The 18,173-nt window shown below is 72.8% G+C and carries 17 protein-coding genes and 2 tRNA genes; 11 read left to right on the top strand and 8 right to left on the bottom strand.

Annotated elements, in window-relative coordinates; all coding sequences use genetic code 11:
• Window positions 1–3 precede the first annotated feature (3 nt).
• The gene (locus SVTN_RS07090) at window positions 4–843 is read left to right on the top strand and encodes a GNAT family N-acetyltransferase (RefSeq protein ID WP_041128289.1); all 840 of its coding nucleotides are present in this window, start codon (window positions 4–6) and stop codon (window positions 841–843) included.
• 3 nt (window positions 844–846) lie between these two features.
• Here the strand turns inward: SVTN_RS07090 and SVTN_RS07085 are convergent, their stop codons facing one another.
• Window positions 847–1,365 carry a DsbA family protein gene (locus tag SVTN_RS07085; protein WP_041128288.1) on the bottom strand — a complete coding sequence of 173 codons (519 nt, stop codon included), beginning with the start codon at window positions 1,363–1,365 and terminating at the stop codon, window positions 847–849.
• A gap of 160 nt (window positions 1,366–1,525) precedes the next feature.
• Between SVTN_RS07085 and SVTN_RS07080 the strand changes: the two genes are divergently transcribed.
• Together SVTN_RS07080 and SVTN_RS44730 are read left to right on the top strand one after the other, a co-directional pair.
• Window positions 1,526–1,939: a hypothetical protein gene (locus SVTN_RS07080; protein ID WP_041128287.1), complete on the top strand. Its 414-nt coding sequence runs from the start codon at window positions 1,526–1,528 to the stop codon at window positions 1,937–1,939.
• Window positions 1,940–2,060: 121 nt separating this feature from the next.
• Entirely contained in the window at window positions 2,061–2,234 is a 174-nt protein-coding gene (locus SVTN_RS44730) for a hypothetical protein (protein ID WP_167352196.1), read from the top strand.
• An 18-nt stretch (window positions 2,235–2,252) separates the two neighbouring features.
• Here the strand turns inward: SVTN_RS44730 and SVTN_RS07075 are convergent, their stop codons facing one another.
• Window positions 2,253–2,810, bottom strand: a complete 558-nt coding sequence (locus SVTN_RS07075) for a CGNR zinc finger domain-containing protein (protein WP_041128286.1) — start codon at window positions 2,808–2,810, stop codon at window positions 2,253–2,255.
• A 191-nt stretch (window positions 2,811–3,001) separates the two neighbouring features.
• On the bottom strand, window positions 3,002–3,415 hold the full coding sequence (locus SVTN_RS07070) for an SsgA family sporulation/cell division regulator (RefSeq protein WP_015032345.1): 414 nt from the start codon (window positions 3,413–3,415) through the stop codon (window positions 3,002–3,004).
• Between the two features lie 190 nt (window positions 3,416–3,605).
• Here SVTN_RS07070 and SVTN_RS07065 point away from each other — a divergent pair, with 190 nt between their 5' ends.
• Both SVTN_RS07065 and SVTN_RS07060 read left to right on the top strand, forming a co-directional pair.
• Window positions 3,606–4,028 (top strand): TIGR02611 family protein, encoded by a 423-nt coding sequence (locus SVTN_RS07065; protein ID WP_041128285.1) that lies wholly within the window; start codon window positions 3,606–3,608, stop codon window positions 4,026–4,028.
• A 54-nt stretch (window positions 4,029–4,082) separates the two neighbouring features.
• Window positions 4,083–4,157: transfer RNA gene (locus tag SVTN_RS07060), tRNA-Val, on the top strand.
• 50 nt (window positions 4,158–4,207) lie between these two features.
• Here the strand turns inward: SVTN_RS07060 and SVTN_RS07055 are convergent.
• Window positions 4,208–6,982: an SCO7613 C-terminal domain-containing membrane protein gene (locus SVTN_RS07055; RefSeq protein ID WP_041128284.1), complete on the bottom strand. Its 2,775-nt coding sequence runs from the start codon at window positions 6,980–6,982 to the stop codon at window positions 4,208–4,210.
• A gap of 83 nt (window positions 6,983–7,065) precedes the next feature.
• Between SVTN_RS07055 and SVTN_RS07050 the strand changes: the two genes are divergently transcribed.
• Together SVTN_RS07050 and SVTN_RS07045 are read left to right on the top strand one after the other, a co-directional pair.
• Window positions 7,066–7,563 (top strand): SRPBCC family protein, encoded by a 498-nt coding sequence (locus SVTN_RS07050; RefSeq protein WP_041128283.1) that lies wholly within the window; start codon window positions 7,066–7,068, stop codon window positions 7,561–7,563.
• A gap of 39 nt (window positions 7,564–7,602) precedes the next feature.
• Window positions 7,603–7,674: transfer RNA gene (locus SVTN_RS07045), tRNA-Val, on the top strand.
• Between the two features lie 56 nt (window positions 7,675–7,730).
• On the opposite strand, the gene SVTN_RS07040 is transcribed toward SVTN_RS07045, so the two are convergent.
• Window positions 7,731–8,459, bottom strand: coding sequence for a 3'-5' exonuclease (locus tag SVTN_RS07040; RefSeq protein ID WP_174518239.1), 729 nt, complete (start codon window positions 8,457–8,459; stop codon window positions 7,731–7,733).
• A 121-nt stretch (window positions 8,460–8,580) separates the two neighbouring features.
• Between SVTN_RS07040 and SVTN_RS07035 the strand changes: the two genes are divergently transcribed.
• The 3 genes from SVTN_RS07035 (at window position 8,581) to thrS (ending at window position 12,585) form a co-directional block, all read left to right on the top strand.
• On the top strand, window positions 8,581–9,147 hold the full coding sequence (locus tag SVTN_RS07035; RefSeq protein WP_041128282.1) for a DUF4365 domain-containing protein: 567 nt from the start codon (window positions 8,581–8,583) through the stop codon (window positions 9,145–9,147).
• The gene (locus SVTN_RS07030; protein WP_041128281.1) at window positions 9,147–10,469 is read left to right on the top strand and encodes a hypothetical protein; all 1,323 of its coding nucleotides are present in this window, start codon (window positions 9,147–9,149) and stop codon (window positions 10,467–10,469) included. The genes SVTN_RS07035 and SVTN_RS07030 overlap by 1 nt, the downstream gene beginning before the upstream one ends.
• Before the next feature lie 139 nt (window positions 10,470–10,608).
• Window positions 10,609–12,585: a threonine--tRNA ligase gene (gene thrS, locus SVTN_RS07025; protein ID WP_041128280.1), complete on the top strand. Its 1,977-nt coding sequence runs from the start codon at window positions 10,609–10,611 to the stop codon at window positions 12,583–12,585.
• Between the two features lie 12 nt (window positions 12,586–12,597).
• Here thrS and SVTN_RS07020 read toward each other — a convergent pair whose 3' ends face one another.
• Window positions 12,598–13,284: a potassium channel family protein gene (locus tag SVTN_RS07020; RefSeq protein ID WP_041128279.1), complete on the bottom strand. Its 687-nt coding sequence runs from the start codon at window positions 13,282–13,284 to the stop codon at window positions 12,598–12,600.
• A 65-nt stretch (window positions 13,285–13,349) separates the two neighbouring features.
• On the opposite strand from SVTN_RS07020, the gene SVTN_RS07015 reads away from it, so the two are divergent.
• On the top strand, window positions 13,350–13,913 hold the full coding sequence (locus SVTN_RS07015; protein ID WP_030692008.1) for an HIT family protein: 564 nt from the start codon (window positions 13,350–13,352) through the stop codon (window positions 13,911–13,913).
• A gap of 30 nt (window positions 13,914–13,943) precedes the next feature.
• Here SVTN_RS07015 and SVTN_RS07010 read toward each other — a convergent pair whose 3' ends face one another.
• Together SVTN_RS07010 and SVTN_RS07005 are read right to left on the bottom strand one after the other, a co-directional pair.
• Complete coding sequence (locus SVTN_RS07010) at window positions 13,944–15,599, bottom strand: hypothetical protein (protein ID WP_041128278.1); 1,656 nt, start codon at window positions 15,597–15,599, stop codon at window positions 13,944–13,946.
• A gap of 176 nt (window positions 15,600–15,775) precedes the next feature.
• Window positions 15,776–17,992 carry an elongation factor G-like protein EF-G2 gene (locus SVTN_RS07005; RefSeq protein WP_041128277.1) on the bottom strand — a complete coding sequence of 739 codons (2,217 nt, stop codon included), beginning with the start codon at window positions 17,990–17,992 and terminating at the stop codon, window positions 15,776–15,778.
• Between the last annotated feature and the right edge of the window lie 181 nt (window positions 17,993–18,173).

The following is an 18,173-nucleotide window of genomic DNA, read 5'->3' as shown; positions in this document are numbered from 1 at the left end:
CTGATGACCACCACCCTGCGGCCGTCCGAGCCGCTTCAGCAGTCCGCCGACGGCGGCCGTTCCCGCACCTTCGACATCTGTGTGAACAGCCGCCGGGTCGGATCCGTCCACCTCGCCACCGATCAGGCCTTCGGCGCCGCCTCCGGCCTGATCGAACGCCTCCTGGTCGACGAGCCCGACCGGCGCCGGGGCCGGGGCACGGTGGCGGCGCTCGCCGCGGAGGAGGTCCTCCGCGGCTGGGGCTGCGGCGAGGTGCAGATCTCGGTGCCCGCGGAGGCGGAGGCCGCGGTGCGGATGGCCCGCTCGCTCGGGTACACCGAGCGCAGCCGGAACATGGTCAAGGAACTGCCGGCCGAGCCGCCGCGGCTGCCGGAGGGCTTCGCGCACCGGCCGGTGACCGAGGCGGAGTTCGAGGAGTGGTCGGCGAAGTCCCGGGCCGCCTTCGCGCAGAGCTGGATCGACCGGGGCGTCCCGGAGGAGCAGGCGCTCGCCAAGGCCGAGGACGGCCGCCGCCGCTTCCTCCCGCAGGGCCTCGCGACCCCGGGCGTCACCGTGTCCGCCGGCGTGCGCGACGGGCAGGTCGTCGGCTACCTGTGGGTGGGCCGTCTCGAGCGCGAGCCCGGGAAGGGGACCGGCTTCGTCTTCGAGGTCGAGGTCGTCGAGGGGGAGCGCGGCAAGGGGTACGGCAGGGCCCTCATGCTGCTCGCCGAGCACATCGCCCTGGAGGCCGGGGAGCACCTGCTCGAACTGCACGTGTTCGCGGGCAACACCCCGGCGATCCGGCTCTACGAGTCGCTCGGCTACCGCACGACGCTCGTCAACAGCGCGAAGCCGCTGGTCTGACGGCTACCGGTCCGCCAGGAGCCGGTCGGTGATCTCCTCGATCCGCTCCCGCAGGCCCTCCTGGCTCTGGCCGCCGTCCAGGCGCTCGCCGCCGATGACGTAGGTCGGGGTGCCGGTGACCTTGATCGCCTTGCCCTCGGCCTCGTCGGCGTCCACGGTCAGCAGGTGCCGGCCGTCGATCAGGGCGGTGTCGAACTCCTCGGCGTCCAGGCCGAGTTCGGCAGCCACCTCCAGGAGGACCGGCTCGCCCCGGTCGCCGAGCTCGGCGGTCCTGGCGAGCAGCGCCTCCGCGTACGGCCAGCCCTTGCCCTGCTCGAAGGCCTCCTCGGCGGCCTGGGCGGCGGCGTACGCGTGCTTGTGCTTGGCCAGCGGGAAGTGGCGCAGCTGTACGTCGAGCCGGTCGCCGTACTTCTCGCGGAGCGCGCGGACGTCGTCGAGGGCCTGGAAGCAGTCGGGGCACTGGAGGTCGAACCACGCCTCCAGGACGACGGGGGAGGCGGGCGCGGTGGTGGAGTCGTTCATGGCAGCAGTCTCCCACTGGGACCGGCGAGGCCTCCCTGGGGAGGAGATCCCGGCCGGGGCGACCCGGAGATCTCCCTGAGACGGGCCTCGGGGCATGGCCCCGGGCGGCTCCGGCGGTGCAGGATGGAAGGGACGTATCGCCCGGCACCTGGAGGATCGCATGCTCGCCGAGACCATCTGTTCCGCGGTGTCCGCGGCGGGCCTGGGCATCGCCGCGATTTCGGCGTACCGGAAGAAGTTCCTGTCCGCCGCCCGGATCGCGGCCTACGCCCTGGTGCCGCTCGGCCTGGTGATGACGGGTGCGGTCGCCTGGCTCGCCGACACGGCCTTCAGCCCGGTGGCCTGGGCCGGTTTCGGTGTGCTCGGTTTCGCCTGGCTGCTCTTCCTGTCCACCCGGGCCGTGGAGCGGCGCCGGGCCGGCCGTGAGGTGCCCGCCGGGGAGGCCGAGCCGAGAGCCGTGGCCCCGGCCGCGTCGGCGCCCTCGCGTGCCGTGACGGCGAAGCCGAAGGCCGGGCAGTCCGTCGGTGAGGACTTCAGCGACATCGAGGCGATTCTGAAGAAGCACGGAATCTGATCACTTCTGGCGATTCCGGTGTCCGTCCCGTTCCGTGATCCACGGGAAGGGGTGAACGGCCCCCGCGGTGGGGCGTGTTGCGGGATTCGCGGGGTGCGGGGTGCGCGATCATCCCCCCGAGATGCTGGATACCTCGCGGGAGCCCGTCCCCGCCGCCACCGACGCCCCCGTCACCCCCGCCGAAGAGTCGCGCGGCTGTCTGTTCGCGCTCTCCCAGCCACCTCTGATGATCTTCCTCGGGGTGATCGGCTGTCTGCTGCTCATGGCGGCCGTGCACGATCTCTTCGTGCTGTGAGGTCCCGGCCCGGGGCGGTCAGCCCGCGGCTTCCTTGCGGCGCGCCCGGTACGCGGCCACGTGCAGACGGTTGCCGCAGGTGCGGCTGTCGCAGTAGCGGCGCGAGCGGTTGCGCGAGAGGTCCACGAAGGCCCGGCCGCAGTCCGGCGCCTCGCAGCGCCGCAGCCGCTCCTGTTCGCCCGCCACGACGATGAACGCCAGGGCCATGCCGCAGTCGGCCGCGAGATGGTCGGCCACCGAGGCGCCCGGCGCGAAGTAGTGCACGTGCCAGTCGTAGCCGTCGTGGTCCGTGAGCTGTGGGGTGGTGCCCGCACCCGCCACCAGCTGGTTGATCAGGGGGGCCGCGATCCGGGCCTCGGGGGCGGAGAAGACCGCCGCGAACTTCTCGCGCACCTCGCGCACGGCGCGCAGGTCCTCGGGACCGAGCTCGCCCACGCCGCTGACCTTGTGCGCGGAGAGGAAGGCGTGGAGCTCATGGACGTCCGCGAGCTCGTCGGCGCGTTCGCCCTGGGGCGCGGTGTTCATCAGATCGACGACGGTGTCGAGGGCGATCCGGGTGTCGTGGGGGATCAGCACGATTCGCTCCCTGGCCGGCCGCGGGCGGGTCCCCGCGGATTGGCGCTGACTTTAGCGCGCCCCGGAAAACGACACCGGCGCCCGCCACCGCGCCGGCTGCGCGGTGGGAGCGCCGGATCTCGTGCCTATGTGGCTCTCCGCGCGGCGTCGTCTCCCCGAGTCGGACGGCGCCGTGCGGCTGTCGGCCTGGCTCAGCTGTCGGCCAGGATGTGGGAGAGCTCCGTATCGAGGTCGAAGTGCCGGTGCTCGGTGCCCGGTGGCACCGCGGCGTCGGTCCTCTTCAGGAACGACTCCAGGGCCCTCGCCGGGGCCTCGAGCAGGGCTTCTCCCTCGGGGGAGCTCAACGCGATGCAGACGACTCCCTGACCGTGGCTGCGGGACGGCCAGACGCGGACGTCGCCCGTGCCGGTGGGCCGGTGCAGCCCCTCGGCGAGAAGGTCGCGGGCGAAGACCCACTCGACCGTCTCTTCGGCTCCGGTGTGGAAGGTGGCGTGCACGGCATACGGATCGGCCGTGTCATACCGCAGGCCCGCGGGTACAGGCAGTGAGGACTCGCTCGACACAACGAGGCGCAGGTGCAGCTCGCAGCTGACCGTGGTGTTCATAAGCGCCAGGGCCTTTCGCTCAGTGTGCGCTCGGGGATTCGCACGTCGGCGAAATCGACATGCCACCTCCGGTGCCGTTGTAAACCCCTCTGTCGGTTTTGTGATCGTTCAGGTCGCTCGTACGGGTGCGTGTGACCTGCGGTAATACCGCCATTCCGGTGGGGGCTCCCCATCCGGTAGGTTGGGGGGCATGAATGCGGAGAGTGACGAGCGCACCGGGGAGTCCGCAGACGGCCAGGAAGCCGAACTGGGATCCCGCGCACCGGAGTTCATCAAGTCCCGCCGGGGCCTGCATCTGAGCTGGCAGGTCGGCGTCTTCATCGTGGGACTCGCCGTGGTCGGCGGCGGAGTGGTGTTGCTGCCGCTCCCGGGGCCCGGCTGGCTGGTCATCTTCGCCGGCATGGCGATCTGGGCGACCGAGTTCGTGTGGGCCCAGCTCGTGCTCCGCTGGACCAAGCGCAAGGTCACGGAGGCCGCCCAGCGCGCCCTCGACCCCAAGGTCCGCCGTCGGAACATCATCCTCACCACCATCGGTCTGGTGATCGTCGCCGCACTGCTCGCCGTCTACTTCTGGAAGTTCGGCTTCGTCATGCCGTGGAAGATCGACGAGTGACCTTCCGATGGTTCGGGAGCCCCGCTGACATGGGGTAATGTTTGCGGTGCGCCCGGGCGATTAGCTCAGTGGGAGAGCACTTCGTTCACACCGAAGGGGTCACTGGTTCGAACCCAGTATCGCCCACCACCCGGATCGAAGGCCCGGAGACGGAACACCGTCTCCGGGCCTTCGGCGTCTCACCGCATCCGTGCGAGCCGCTCCCGCAGCCGCCGCGCGTCCCGCAGCCGCTGCTCGTACGTGGCGCCCACCGCGAGCAGCAGCAGTCCCGCCAGGGCCGGCGGCAGCCAGCGCGGCAGCGCGCCCACCACCTGCACCACGTACGGCGCCAGCTCGTGCAGCCCGTCCAGGGCGAGCACCGCGCCGCCGAGCACCAGGAGGGCCTGGAGCCGGAACCGCGCGCCGAGCAGCGTCACCGCGAGCGCCGCGACCCCCAGGGCCAGCGGGCGCGCCCACTCCTGGTCCGTCCAGGCCGCGAACAGGCTCGGCAGCAGCGTCACCGCGAGACCGGGGCCGTACGCCGTCCAGGACGAGGCCTCCGGGTCCCGGCGCCGCCGCAGGAACCCGACGACCAGCGCGGGCAGCGTCACCGGGAGCGTGTACGCCTCCGGGGTCGTCACGTCCCAGACCGCGAGCCGCACCCACGTGGCGAGCAGGAACAGCACCGCCGCCGTCCACGAGGCGAACCGCCGCCGCTCCGGCCGCACGGCCGTCGCCGCCGCGATCACCCCGCCCAGGGCCAGCGCGAGCGCGAGGAACGCGGGCCGGTCCACGGCGAGGCCGAGGGCGAGCAGCCCCACGGCGCCGCCCGTGACCTCGACCGCCAGGGCCACCGGGCGCGGCGCCCTGGAGCCGACGGCGGCGGTCGCCGCCGGGACGAGCAGCAGCGCGAGCGCCGTCCAGTGGTCCTCGAAGCGGTTCGCGGCGGCCACCGCGAGGACGAGCCCCGTCGCCGCGAGCACCGCGCCGGTGGCGGAGACCACCCGGCGCGCGTCCGCACCGAGCACCGCGACCCCGGTCAGGAGCGCGAGGACCGCGCCGAGCACGGCGAAGGTGGCGCCCCGCACGTCCAGGGCGAGAGCGACCGCGCTCCCGGCGGACGCGAGCCCGGCGACGTACGCGACCCACCCGAGCACGACCCCGGGCGCCGGGGCGACGGCCTGCGCCGGGGGCCGGGGCGCCCACGCGGGCCAGGAGGCCGCCGGGCCGCCGGCGGTGGGAGAGCCCGGGGCGGTCGGCCCGGAGGCCTGAGGCGCGGCCGGGGGCTCCGGCGCGGTCGAGCCGCTCTTCGGCGGCGTGGTCGGGCCGCCGGCCGCAGGCGTGACGGAGGGAGCGGCGGCCGGGGCCGCCGGTATGGCCGACCCGGTCTCCGGGGGCGCACCCGGGCCGTCGGTCGAGGGTGCGGAGGACGCCGGGGCCGTCGGCGTGGTCGTTCCGGGAGCTTCCGGGTGTCCGGTCGGGGCGGTGGGCGTGCGCAGGCCGCGGGTCAGCGGGCCCGGGCGGACCGCGATCCACAGGGCCGCCGCCGTCGTGAGCAGCTGGAGGACGAGCGTCGCCGCGTACGGCAGGTCGAGGGAGACCGGCAGGGCCGTGAGCAGCGCCCAGGCCAGGGCGAGGGCCCCGCACCGGGCCCAGAGCCGGGGGAGGGTCGCCAGAGCGGCGACGGCCACCGCCAGGACCAGGACCGCCGTCGCCGGGTAGGAGGTCAGGGCGCGGGCGGTGTGCTCGCCCGACCAGACCTCCGTCGTCCGGGCCACCGGCCCGAGGAGCCCCGCCGGCGCCGGCGGCAGCGCCCACGCGACCCCGAGGGCCGCGACGCCGGCACCCGCACCGGCGAGCCCGAGCCGGATCCCCTGCGGCAGGCGTATGCCGCCGCCGGCCGGGCCCGACCCCGTACCGTGCGGCAGGTCACTGCCGGGTGCCGCTGCGCCGCCCTGGCCGGACACGCCCTCCCGGGGTGCCGTCGCGTCGGGCGTGCCGCCCAGGAGCCACACCGACGCCAGGGCCAGTGCGACGAGTACGTACCCCGGTACCGCCCAGTCGGCGGGGAGCGCCGTGCGCAGGAGGCCGCCGACAGCCGTCAGGAGCGACAGGCCCGCGATCGCCGAGGCCGCCGTCGCGACGGCCGGGACGCGCCACGCCCCGTACAGCGTCACCGCCGCGCCCGCCAGGAGGAGCGCCGCGCCGCTCCACGGAGACGTCAGGGACAGCCAGCCGCCCGTCAGCAGGGCCCAGCCGCCCAGGGCGGCCCCGGCGGTGCCCGCCGTGATCCGGACCGCCGCCGGCCGGGTCCACAGCACGAGCGCCGCGTCCGCCGTCGCCGTCAGGAGCGCCGCCCACGCGAAGGCCGTCGACCCGCCGCCGGCCGCGAGTACACCGAGCGGCAGCGGCAGCTGCGCCGCGAGCACGGCGACCGGCAGCGGGATCCGCAGCCGGGACAGTGCCGAGCCGTACGCCGTCCACGCGCCCGCGAGGACCGCCGACGCCACCGCCGTGTACCCCGGGCCGTCCGTCTCCGGCAGCGCCACCCGGTGCAGCGCGTACGCGTCGAGGACCGTCAGGACCAGGCCGAGCGCCGCCACCGACTCGGCCGTCGACCGCAGGCCCTTGCGCAGCAGCGCCACCGGCGCCGCGAGCGCCGCACCGGTCACCACGGCCAGCACCGTCGTGCGGGCGCCGATCCCCATCGAGCCCCAGCTCACCAGGGTGAAGGCGACCGCCGCGATCGTCAGCAGCGTGCCGCCGAGCGTCAGGAGCACGTTCTGCGCGCTCCGCGGCGTCGAGTCCGCGACCGGCGGACGAGGGTGCAGCGGGGCCGCCGCCGCGACCGGCGGGTACAGCACCTGGATCAGCCAGGCGCGGCGGGCCAGCAACTGGGACCGGCGCGCGTCGAGTTGCGCCAGCTCGCGGTCGACGAGCACCAGCTCGTCCGCGGGCGGCAGGGAGTTGTCCATACCCGGAGTGTGGCTCCGGCCACAGCCGCCGGGAATGCGTCCCGGTACTCAGATTCCCGCCTGAGTACGTCCACACTGGGGGCATGGACTGGTGCCGGTACCGCTTCCGCTGCGTCTGGCGGCTCGCCGCCCCGCCCGAGGCCGTCTACGCGGTCCTCGAACGCGCCGAGGAGTACCCGCGCTGGTGGCCCCAGGTCCGCGAGGTCGTCCCCCTCGACGAGACCACCGGCACCGCCCGCTTCCGCTCCCTGCTCCCGTACGACCTCGTCGTCACCGCCCGGGCCCTGCGCCGCGACCCGGCCTCCGGCGTCCTGGAGATCGGCCTCGGCGGGGACCTGGAGGGATGGGCCCGCTGGACCCTCACCCCCGAAGGGCCCGGCACCCGTGCCCTGTACGAGCAGGAGGTCGAGGTCCACGCCCGGCTCCTGCGGCTGCTCGCCGTGCCCGGACGGCCCGTCTTCCGCGCCAACCACGCCCTGATGATGCGCGGGGGGAGGCGGGGACTCGCGGCCGAGATGAAGGAAGTCGCTCGAAGAGCGTCGATGAGGGGTGGTGGTCGGGCGACGGGCGGGCCAGTTTGAACCCGGGGCCGAAAGGCCTGTATGGTTCAACCCGTTCCCGGGCGATTAGCTCAGCGGGAGAGCACTTCGTTCACACCGAAGGGGTCACTGGTTCGATCCCAGTATCGCCCACCGGGAGAGGCCGGTCCGTCGAAAGACGGACCGGCCTCAGCCGTTTCCGGAGCCGGTCACGCCGCCGTGCGCAGCTCCGGCCGCAGCGGCCACGCCGGGTCCACCGTCTCCGGCGTCCCCTGCCGGGTGAACCAGGCCTGGAGCCCCCGCGCCTGCGCCGCGTGCCACACGGCCTGGAGCGTGTGGAGCTCCGCCGGCGTCAGCCGCTCCAGACGGGACGAGAAGCGCCGCGCCACCGCCCGTACGACATCCATCGCCGCCGTCGCGTCCGCCGCGGCGTCGTGCGCGCCCGACAGCTCCACCTCGTAGTGCGCGCACAGGTCCGTCAGCGTCCTGCGGCCCTTCCGGTAGCGGTCCAGGTGCTTGTCCAGGACCCGCGGGTCGAGCACGGTCAGGGGGTTGCCCGCCGTGTAGTTCCCCAGCGACGAGGCCCGGTGCCGGCGCAGCTCCCGGTCCAGGATCGTCAGGTCGAACGGCGCGTTCATCACCACCAGCGGCCGCCCCGCCGCCGACTGCTCGGCCAGCGCGCGCGCCAGCTCCTCCATCACCGGGGCCGGCCACCGGCCGTTCCGCTGGAGGTGGTCGTCCGTCAGGCCGTGGACCGCCGTGGCCCCCTCCGGCACCGGTATGCCGGGGTTGACCAGCCAGCGCGTCACCCGCGGACGCGCCCCCTCCGTGTCCTGGACGACGAGGGCGGCCGAGACGATCCGGTCCTCCTCGACGTCAACTCCCGTGGTCTCCGTGTCGAAAGCGGCCAGGGGCCCTTCGTACCAGTGCATCGACATCCCCGAACTCCCTGCACACGTGCGGCAGATGGCCAACCCCCTGCCCCGAAACGGTGATACCCGGACTGTTTGCGTCGTACGCGGACCGGTCACAACACAAGGGACGGGGAAGGAAGACGACATGGCGCTCGCCCAGCCCGAGTCGGGAGGGCTGCCGCCCCAGCGGACGGCACCGACGCGCGGCTCACTCGCCACCACCGCCTGCATGGAGACCCTTCAGGTGGGATACCTGCACGCCGTCGCCGCTGCGGCCGGCTGCTCGCTGTCCCAGCCCTTTCCGGACAACGGCATCGACTGGCACGTGAGCCACAGCGCTCCCGGGCACACCGTCGACGACGAAGTGACCATCAAGGTGCAGCTCAAGTGCACCTACCAGATACCGCCGCGCCCGCCGGGCAGCGCGTTCTCGTTCACCCTCGACAACGACCACCTGGTGAAACTCGCCCGGACGCCGGTGTCCGTGCACAAGATCCTGGTCGTGATGCTCGTCCCGAGGGCACAGGAGGACTGGCTGAGAGCGAGCCACGACCGGCTCGACCTGCGGCACTGCTGCTACTGGATCAACCTGGCCGGACACCCGGTCACGGGACGGCGCCGGACCACCGTGCGCATCCCGACGGCGCGGATCTTCGACGACCGGGCGCTCTGCGAGATCATGACCCGGGTCGGCGTGGGAGGGAGACCTTGATGCACCGACCGATCGACGACCCCGGATTCGGGGACGCGAGGGGCGAGGGGGACGGAGCCGGGCGCGGCTCCGTCCCCCCGCCCTACCGGCCCCATCCGGCGCCCGGCGAGACCCCCGGACCCTGGACCGGCATTCCCGCCCCGCCCGTCGGGCCCTGGGCCGACACCCAGGGCACGCCCGACCCGGGCAGGGTCGACCCGCGGGTCCTCGGCGCCCTGCTCGCCCGCCACGGCTGGCGTCGCCGCGGCGGTGCCGTCGGCCGCTACAGCCGCTGGACCCCGCCCGGCAGCGGCACCGGCACCAGCCTCCTCGTGCCGGAGAGCCGCGCCTTCCCGGACTGCGAGGACCTGCTCGGCGAGGCGCTCACCGCCCTCGCCCACAGCGCCACGCCCTCCGCCCGCGAGGTCCTCACCGGCCTCTCCGTGCCCAGCGACGAGATCCGCTGGTGGCGCGACGTGCCCCCGGGCCCGGCCGGCACCGTCCCCTGGACCGTGCAGGAGCAGCTCAGGTCCGCCGCCCGCCAGCTCCTCCTGGCCGGCGCCCTCGCGGTACGCGCCCGGGCCGGCTACCACGGCGCCCGGCACCGGCGCGCCGCCCAGGCCTCCCTGGAGACCGTCGTCGTCGGCGCGGCGCCCGGCGGGCGCGGCCTCACCGCCTTCCTGCCGGTCGAACCGGGCCGCCCGATCGCCGTCCGGCTCTACCACGCGCTGTACGCGGCCCGTGAGGCCGTCGACTACCAGCGGGCCACCGGCGGCATGGAGGCCTTCGACACCGCCGTCGAGGCGGGCGTCAGCCGCGAGCTCACCGAGGCGCTCGTCGCCCTGGTCCGGGGCACCGAGGGTGCCCGTATCGCCCTGGAGTGGGCCCCGGCCGCCGGCGCGCCCGAGGGGTGCGCGGCCCGGCCCGAACCGGTCGAGTTCTCGCCCGGCGACCTGCCCGCGCTGCGGGAGGCGAGCGCCCGCTACCTGACCGACGAGCCCTCCGTCCCGGTCCGGCTCACCGGCGCCGTCGTCCGCATGCGCCGCTCCGGGCCGCGCGGGGAGGGGATCGTACGGCTCCGGGTGCTCGGCGGCGCGGAGGTCCCGCACGTCCGGGTCGCCCTCGACGAGGAGGCGTACCGCACGGCCGGCCACGCCCACCTCGTCGGTCTCCCGATCCGGGTCGTGGGGCGCCTGGAGAGCCGGGGCGGCTTCCGTCGCCTCACCGACGCCACCGGGGTCGTCCCCGTCCAGGTCGACGAGACGGAACGGGACCGGCTGCTCAAGGCCCTGCACGAGAACCTCGACTTCTTCGAGGAGGCGTGCGGACCGGAGGAGGAGTGAGCACTCCGCGGGGCGAAACCGTTTCGCGGGCGGCGCGAACCGCTCGGTAAGATCGGTGACGACGCGGCACCTCGTCTCTGCCGCGCGTCGCCGGCGCCGGCACCTCGTGTCTGCCTGCGCCCCTATGTATGGAGTACCCGTGTCTGATGTCCGTGTGACCGTCCAGTCCGCCTCGGAGGCAGAGGAGAGGGCGGTGAGCGCGGGCACCACCGCCGGCGCCCTGTTCGCCGACGACCGCACCGTCATCGCCGCCCGCGTGGGCGGCGAGCTGAAGGACCTGTCGTACGAGCTCCGCGACGGCGATGTCGTCGAGGGCGTCGAGATCTCCTCCCCGGACGGTCTCGACATCCTGCGCCACTCGACCGCGCACGTCATGGCCCAGGCCGTGCAGGAGCTCTTCCCCGAGGCCAAGCTGGGCATCGGCCCGCCGGTCCGGGACGGCTTCTACTACGACTTCGACGTCGAGAAGCCCTTCACTCCCGAGGACCTCAAGGTCATCGAGAAGAAGATGCAGGAGATCCAGAAGCGCGGCCAGCGCTTCGCCCGCCGCGTGGTGACCGACGAGGCCGCCCGCGAGGAGCTGGCGGACGAGCCGTACAAGCTGGAGCTCATCGGCATCAAGGGCTCCGCGTCGACCGACGACGGCGCGAACGTCGAGGTGGGCGGCGGCGAGCTGACCATCTACGACAACCTCGACGCCAAGACCGGCGAGCTGTGCTGGAAGGACCTCTGCCGCGGTCCGCACCTGCCGACCACCCGGAACATCCCGGCGTTCAAGCTGATGCGCAACGCGGCCGCCTACTGGCGCGGCAGCGAGAAGAACCCGATGCTCCAGCGCATCTACGGCACCGCCTGGCCGTCGAAGGACGAGCTGAAGGCCCACCTCGACTTCCTGGCCGAGGCCGAGAAGCGCGACCACCGCAAGCTGGGCAACGAGCTGGACCTCTTCTCCATCCCGGACGAGATCGGCTCCGGCCTCGCGGTCTTCCACCCCAAGGGCGGCATCATCCGCCGGGTCATGGAGGACTACTCGCGCAAGCGCCACGAGGAGGAGGGCTACGAGTTCGTCTACTCGCCGCACGCCACCAAGGGCAAGCTGTTCGAGAAGTCGGGCCACCTGGACTGGTACGCCGAGGGCATGTACCCCCCCATGCAGCTCGACGAGGGCGTGGACTACTACCTCAAGCCCATGAACTGCCCGATGCACAACCTGATCTTCGACGCGCGCGGGCGCTCCTACCGTGAGCTGCCGCTGCGCCTGTTCGAGTTCGGCACCGTGTACCGGTACGAGAAGTCCGGCGTCGTCCACGGCCTGACCCGGGCCCGTGGCTTCACCCAGGACGACGCGCACATCTACTGCACCCGCGAGCAGATGGCGGAGGAGCTGGACAAGACCCTCACCTTCGTCCTGAACCTGCTCCGCGACTACGGTCTGAACGACTTCTACCTGGAGCTGTCCACCAAGGACCCGGAGAAGTTCGTCGGCTCGGACGAGGTGTGGGAGGAGGCCACCGCGGTCCTCCAGCAGGTCGCCGAGAAGCAGGGCCTGCCGCTGACCCCCGACCCGGGCGGCGCCGCGTTCTACGGCCCGAAGATCTCGGTGCAGGCGCGGGACGCCATCGGCCGCACCTGGCAGATGTCGACCGTGCAGCTCGACTTCAACCTGCCGGAGCGCTTCGACCTGGAGTACACCGCCCCGGACGGCACCAAGCAGCGCCCGGTCATGATCCACCGCGCGCTGTTCGGCTCGATCGAGCGCTTCTTCGCCGTGCTCCTGGAGCACTACGCGGGCGCCATGCCGCCGTGGCTGGCCCCGGTCCAGGCCACCGGCATCCCGATCGGCGACGCGCACGTCGACTACCTGCACGAGTTCGCCGCCAAGGCGAAGAAGCAGGGCCTGCGGGTGGAGGTCGACTCCTCCTCGGACCGGATGCAGAAGAAGATCCGGAACGCGCAGAAGCAGAAGGTCCCGTTCATGATCATCGCGGGTGACGAGGACATGGCCGCCGGCGCCGTCTCCTTCCGCTACCGCGACGGCTCGCAGGAGAACGGCATCCCCGTCGACGAGGCGATCGCCAAGCTCGCCAAGATCGTCGAGGACCGCGTCCAGGTCTGATGACCTGAGCCTTCAGGAGGCCCCCGGGGTGTTCCCCGGGGGCCCCTTCTCGTCCTCCCGGGTGAACGCCTGGATCAGCCAGGACGAGAACGAACCCGTCACCGCGCCGAGCAGGGCGAGCCCCACGCCCATCATGCCCACCGCCGTCAGGCGGCCCATCGGCGTCACCGGGGTCACGTCCCCGTACCCCACCGTCGCCAGCGTCGCGCACGCCCACCACACCGCGTCCCCGAACGTGCGGATCGTCGCCCCCGGGGCGGTGTACTCGTAGTGGTAGACGGTCAGCGCCCCCGCGAAGCCCAGCAGCCCCGCCGTCATTCCCGCGTACGCCATGACCCGGGCGTAGAGCGTGAGCCGGGGCTTGTCGCGGCGGCGCTGCACCCGGTCGTACACGCTCACCACCCGGAGCGGGCGCAGCAGCGGCAGCACCACGACCACCGTGTCGAGGAAGTGGTGGCGCATGAAGCGGAACAGGCCGAGACCGCTCAGCCTGACCCGTACGACATAGTCGACGATGAAGACCGCCCACGCCGTGTACGTGAGCGCGAGGCACAGGTCGCGCAGGGGCCCCGCCAGATCATGGCCGAGGATCCGCAGCGCGTAGGCGGCGAGATAGACCAGGGCCATCACCGTCAGCGGGGTCTCCATCAGGTCGTCCCAGCGTTCCTGCGCGGGCGGGATCAGCGGCCTCTCTCTCATCGGATCAGCATGGCCGCTGCATGGATCTTCCGCCCCGGCGACACGTTCCGAACGGGCGACGCAATATGCTGCTCAGCATGACGACTGAGCCGGAACAGCAGATCGGAGTGGGGACGCAGGACGCGTTCCAGCGCCTGTGGACGCCTCACCGGATGGCGTACATCCAGGGCGAGAACAAGCCGACCGGGCCGGGGTCCGAGGACGGCTGTCCGTTCTGCGTGATTCCGTCGAAGTCCGACGAGGACGGTCTGGTGATCGCGCGCGGCCAGGGCGTGTACGCGGTGCTCAACCTCTACCCGTACAACGGCGGCCACCTGATGGTGGTCCCGTACCGGCACGTCGCCGACTACACCGACCTCGACGAGGCGGAGACCGTCGAGCTCGCCGCCTTCACCAAGCGCGCGATGGTCGCGCTGCGCGCGGCCTCCGGCGCGCACGGCTTCAACATCGGCATGAACCAGGGCGCCGTCGCGGGCGCCGGCATCGCCGCGCACCTGCACCAGCACGTGGTGCCGCGCTGGGGCGGGGACACCAACTTCATGCCGGTCGTGGGCCACACCAAGGTGCTGCCCCAGCTGCTCGCCGACACCCGGAAGATGCTGGCCGACGCCTGGCCGGCCACCCTCTGACCCTCCGGGTGCCGTACGAGAGGACCCGGGTCAGGCGTCGTAGACGTCGGCCTTCTTCGGGCCCGGGTCCTGGATGCCGCCGCTGAGGACCAGCGAGCGGTTGGTGAAGCGCTCCGTGTCCACGTTGTGCTCGTCGAGCACCTTGATCGTCGCGGCGTGGACGGCGCGGAGCACGGGCGTGGCCATGCGGATGGCGTCGTCGGCCATGAAGCGGTTCTTCCAGGGCGGCCCGGCCCAGACGTGCCGCAGGCCGAAGGGCTCGGGCAGGGTCATCTTGCCGCCGAGGAAGTCCAGGACCGGCGGGTACCAGGTGAGCGGGGCGCGCACCGCGAGCCGCACGATGTCGTTGGTCGTGAGCAGCGGCTGCTGGACCTCCTTCGTCTCCCAGAAGCGGACGGTCTTGGCGACCTCCTTCGTCTTCGCCTTCGGCTTCGTGGTGAACAGGCTGTGGACGGGGCCGAGCGCGTGACCGGTGACCTCGATCCGCAGGGTGTCGTGGAGCGAGGTGACGGTGACCATCATCGTGAGGACCAGGTTGCCGTCGTAGAGGGTGAACTGGACGCCGAGGTAGTAGCGGTTGCCCGAGTCGAACTGCTGCTCGTTGCAGATGCGCTGTATCTCGTGCGGCTTGACCTGGTAGTGGACGATGTTGTCGCTCTCGGGACGGGTGACCTCGTCCGCGCCCTCGCCGACCGAGGAGACGATCCAGTGCTTGACGGTCGGCTTGGGGAAGCCGGTCTTGAGCGCGCCGCGATCGAGCAGCGTCAGCTCGTCGTGGATCTTGCGAACGACGTCCCAGGAGCGGAACGCGTGCATCTCCTTGCCGGGCTGGGGGACGAGGTTCTCGGCGAGCGACCAGCTGCCCCAGCGGGGGCCCAGGCCGAGGATGCCCTTGCCCCCGGCGTAGAAGACGATGTTGGACTGCTGCTCGGCGGAGAGCTTCTCCAGGTTGAGCCGGAGCGCCTCGGCCGACTTCTCGCCCGGGTCCTGGGGGACGGACTTGGGGACGTGGGGGCCGACCCCGCCGCCGCCGAGCAGGCCGGCCCAGCGCTCGCGCAGGTCGACGGCGGCGTTCAGGCAGATCCGGCTCGCGAGGTACCAGCCGACGACCGGGGCGACGACCATCGCGCGCAGGTAGTTCGGCAGGATCCCGTCGAAGGGCAGCTTGAGCAGGACGAGCACCGCGAAGATCCCGGCGGCCCAGAGGAGGGCCGTGCCGACGGCGCTGTTGCGCTTGTTCTCGGAGCCGGAGACGAGGCGGCGCAGCTGGATGACGCCGAGCCAGAGCAGCAGGCCGGGCAGGAAGAGGACGCCGCAGAAGAAGGTGACCAGGGTCAGCTTGATGTCGCGCTGCCTGCGCAGATGGGTGGCGGCCAGGCAGTGCTCGACGACCGGCTGCGGCTCGGCCCCGAAGGACTGGATCAGGGCCTTGCGGGCGCCGCCGAGCATGCGGACCTGGACCGCGCGGGAGAAGGCCTCGCCGAGGTCGGGGCTGAAGAGCCCCCACTTCCCCTCCTTGACCGCGGTCTTGTAGAGCTCGTTGTCGGCTTCCTGGATCGTCTTCAGAGGGCTGTCCCGGTACGCGGCGGAGGCGAGCGCGTTCGTCGCGCCCGTGCCGCCTCCCGTGTTCTGGAGGGGGATCTGAGCCCCGGGTCCGAAACCGTCGATCGCCACTGCCGCCCCCATCGCGCGCGAGTACCTGTGCGGGCTGTTCCCAACTGCCGCGCCCCGCACACCTTCTGAGCTGGGCACCACAGCGTAACCGGGTACGGCACGATGCGTCACGGCCTGTGGATGTCGTCGGCCGAATGACGTCCGCCCGGCAGACGCCGGGCGGACGTTCATCCCTGTCGCTCCATCAACTAGGAGCCTTTTTCGGCCTGTTCGCGGATCTTCTCCGCCAGGTGCGGCGGCATCGGCTCGTGCCGGGCGTACGTGCGGTCGAACCGTCCGGTGCCGTGCGAGATCGAGCGCAGGTCGATCGCGTACCGTCCGATCTCGATCTCCGGCACCTCGGCCCTGACCACGGTCCGTCCGGGACCGGCCTGGTCGGTGCCGACGACGCGGCCACGCCGCCCCGACAGGTCGCTCATGACCGGGCCGACGTACTCGTCGGGGACGAGGACCTCGACCTGGGCGACCGGCTCCAGGAGGTGGACGGGCACGTCGGCGGCCGCCTCGCGCAGCGCGAGCGCCCCGGCCGTCTGGAAGGCGGCGTCGGAGGAGTCCACCGAGTGGGACTTGCCGTCCCGCAGGGTGACCCGGATGTCGACGAGCGGATGACCGGTGGCCACCCCGCGCGCGGCCTGCGCCCGTACTCCCTTCTCGACGGAGGGGACGAACTGGCGCGGGACGGCCCCGCCGACCACCTTGTCGACGAACTCGATGCCGCTGCCCGGCGGCAGCGGCTCCACGTCGATCTCGCAGATGGCGTACTGGCCGTGGCCGCCGGACTGCTTGACGTGCCGCCCCCGGCCCGAGGAGGCGCCGCCGAAGGTCTCGCGCAGCGCCACCTTGTACGGCACGGCGTCGACCTGCACCCCGTACCGGCCGCGCAGGCGCTCCAGGGCGACGTCCTGGTGGGCCTCGCCCAGGCACCACAGCACCATCTGCCGGGTGTCCGGGTTCTGTTCGAGCCGCAGGGTCGGGTCCTCGGCGACCAGCCGGGCGAGGCCCTGCGAGAGCCGGTCCTCGTCGGCCTTGCCGTGGGCCTGGACGGCCAGCGGCAGCAGCGGCTCCGGCATGGTCCACGGCTCCATCAGGAGCGGATCGTCCTTCGCGGAGACGGTGTCACCGGTCTCCGCGTGCCCGAGTCGGGCGACACAGGCGAGATCCCCGGCGATGCACTCCGCCAGCGGGCGCTGCTGCCGGCCGAAGGGCGAGGTGAGCCCGCCGACCCGCTCCTCCGCCTCGTGCAGCTCATGGCCGTTGTGGGACGGGTCCACGAGGCCGTGACCGGAGACGTGCACGGTCTCGTCGGGGCGCAGCGTCCCGGAGAACACCCGGACCAGGGAGATCCGGCCCACATAGGGGTCGGCGGCCGTCTTGACGACCTCGGCGACCAGCGGCCCCTCGGGGTCGCAGGTGAGCGGGGGCCGGGAGCGGCCGTCGGGGGTGGTGACGGCGGGCGCCTCGTGCTCCAGGGGCGAGGGGAAGCCGCCGGTGATCAGCTCCAGGAGCTCGAGGGTGCCGAGCCCCTGCGTCCCCCCGTCGGCGGCGGGGGCGGCCGCGAGCACCGGATGGAAGGCACCTCGGGCGACGGCCTTCTCCAGGTCGTCCACGAGGGTCTTCACGTCGATCTCCTCGCCGCCGAGGTAGCGGTCCATGAGGGTCTCGTCCTCGCTCTCGGCGATGATCCCCTCGATGAGCCGGGCGCGGGCCTCCGCGATGAGCTCCCGCTGCGCCTCGTCGGGCGGGCTCTCCCGGCGTACCCCGGAGGAGTAGTCGAAGATCCGCTCCGAGAGCAGGCCGACCAGGCCGGTCGCGGGCGCGTGCCCGTCGGCGCCGTCGGTGCCGCGCACCGGCAGATAGAGGGGGAGGACGGCGTCGGGGTCGTCCCGCCCGAAGAGCTCGGCGCAGACGGCGGTGAGCTCGGTGAAGTCGGTGCGGGCGGTGTCGAGGTGGGTGACGACGATGGCACGGGGCATGCCGACGGCGGCGCACTCCTCCCAGATCATCCGCGTGGACGCGGCGACGGCGTCGGCCTCCTGGGCGGCCGAGACGACGAAGAGGGCCGCGTCCGCCGCGCGCAGACCGGCCCGCAGCTCCCCGACGAAGTCGGCGTACCCGGGGGTGTCGAGGAGATTGATCTTGTATCCGTCCCAGCCGACCGGGACGAGGGAGAGCTGTACGGACCGCTGCTGGCGGTGCTCGATCTCGTCGTAGTCGGAGACGGTCGCGCCGTCCTCGACCCGGCCGGCCCGGTTGACCGCCCCCGCGGTCTGCGCGAGGGCCTCGACGAGGGTCGTCTTGCCCGATCCGCTGTGGCCGACCAGCACCACGTTCCGCACGGCCGAGGGCCGGTCGGCCGTAGGAGCCCTGCCGGCGGCCCCGGCGGGCGTCTTCGCCTTGTCACCCATGATGTGTTCCTCCCGACTGCTCACAGTGCTCGCACGGTGCGGCGGGACGCGGGCGCGGGGGAGTGGTGTGTCGCGGTACGGCTCCAGCGGTGCCCGCGGTGGTCCTTCGAGCTTTGCACCGACGCCAGGAAGCGTCCATACGTCGTACATCCCGGAGGCCCCCGGAGGGACGCCGACGCGG

This window comes from Streptomyces vietnamensis (assembly GCF_000830005.1).
Classification (GTDB): Bacteria; Actinomycetota; Actinomycetes; order Streptomycetales; family Streptomycetaceae; genus Streptomyces; species Streptomyces vietnamensis.
Note: the sequence above shows the minus strand (reverse complement) of the source record. Positions and strands in the feature narration are given on the sequence as shown.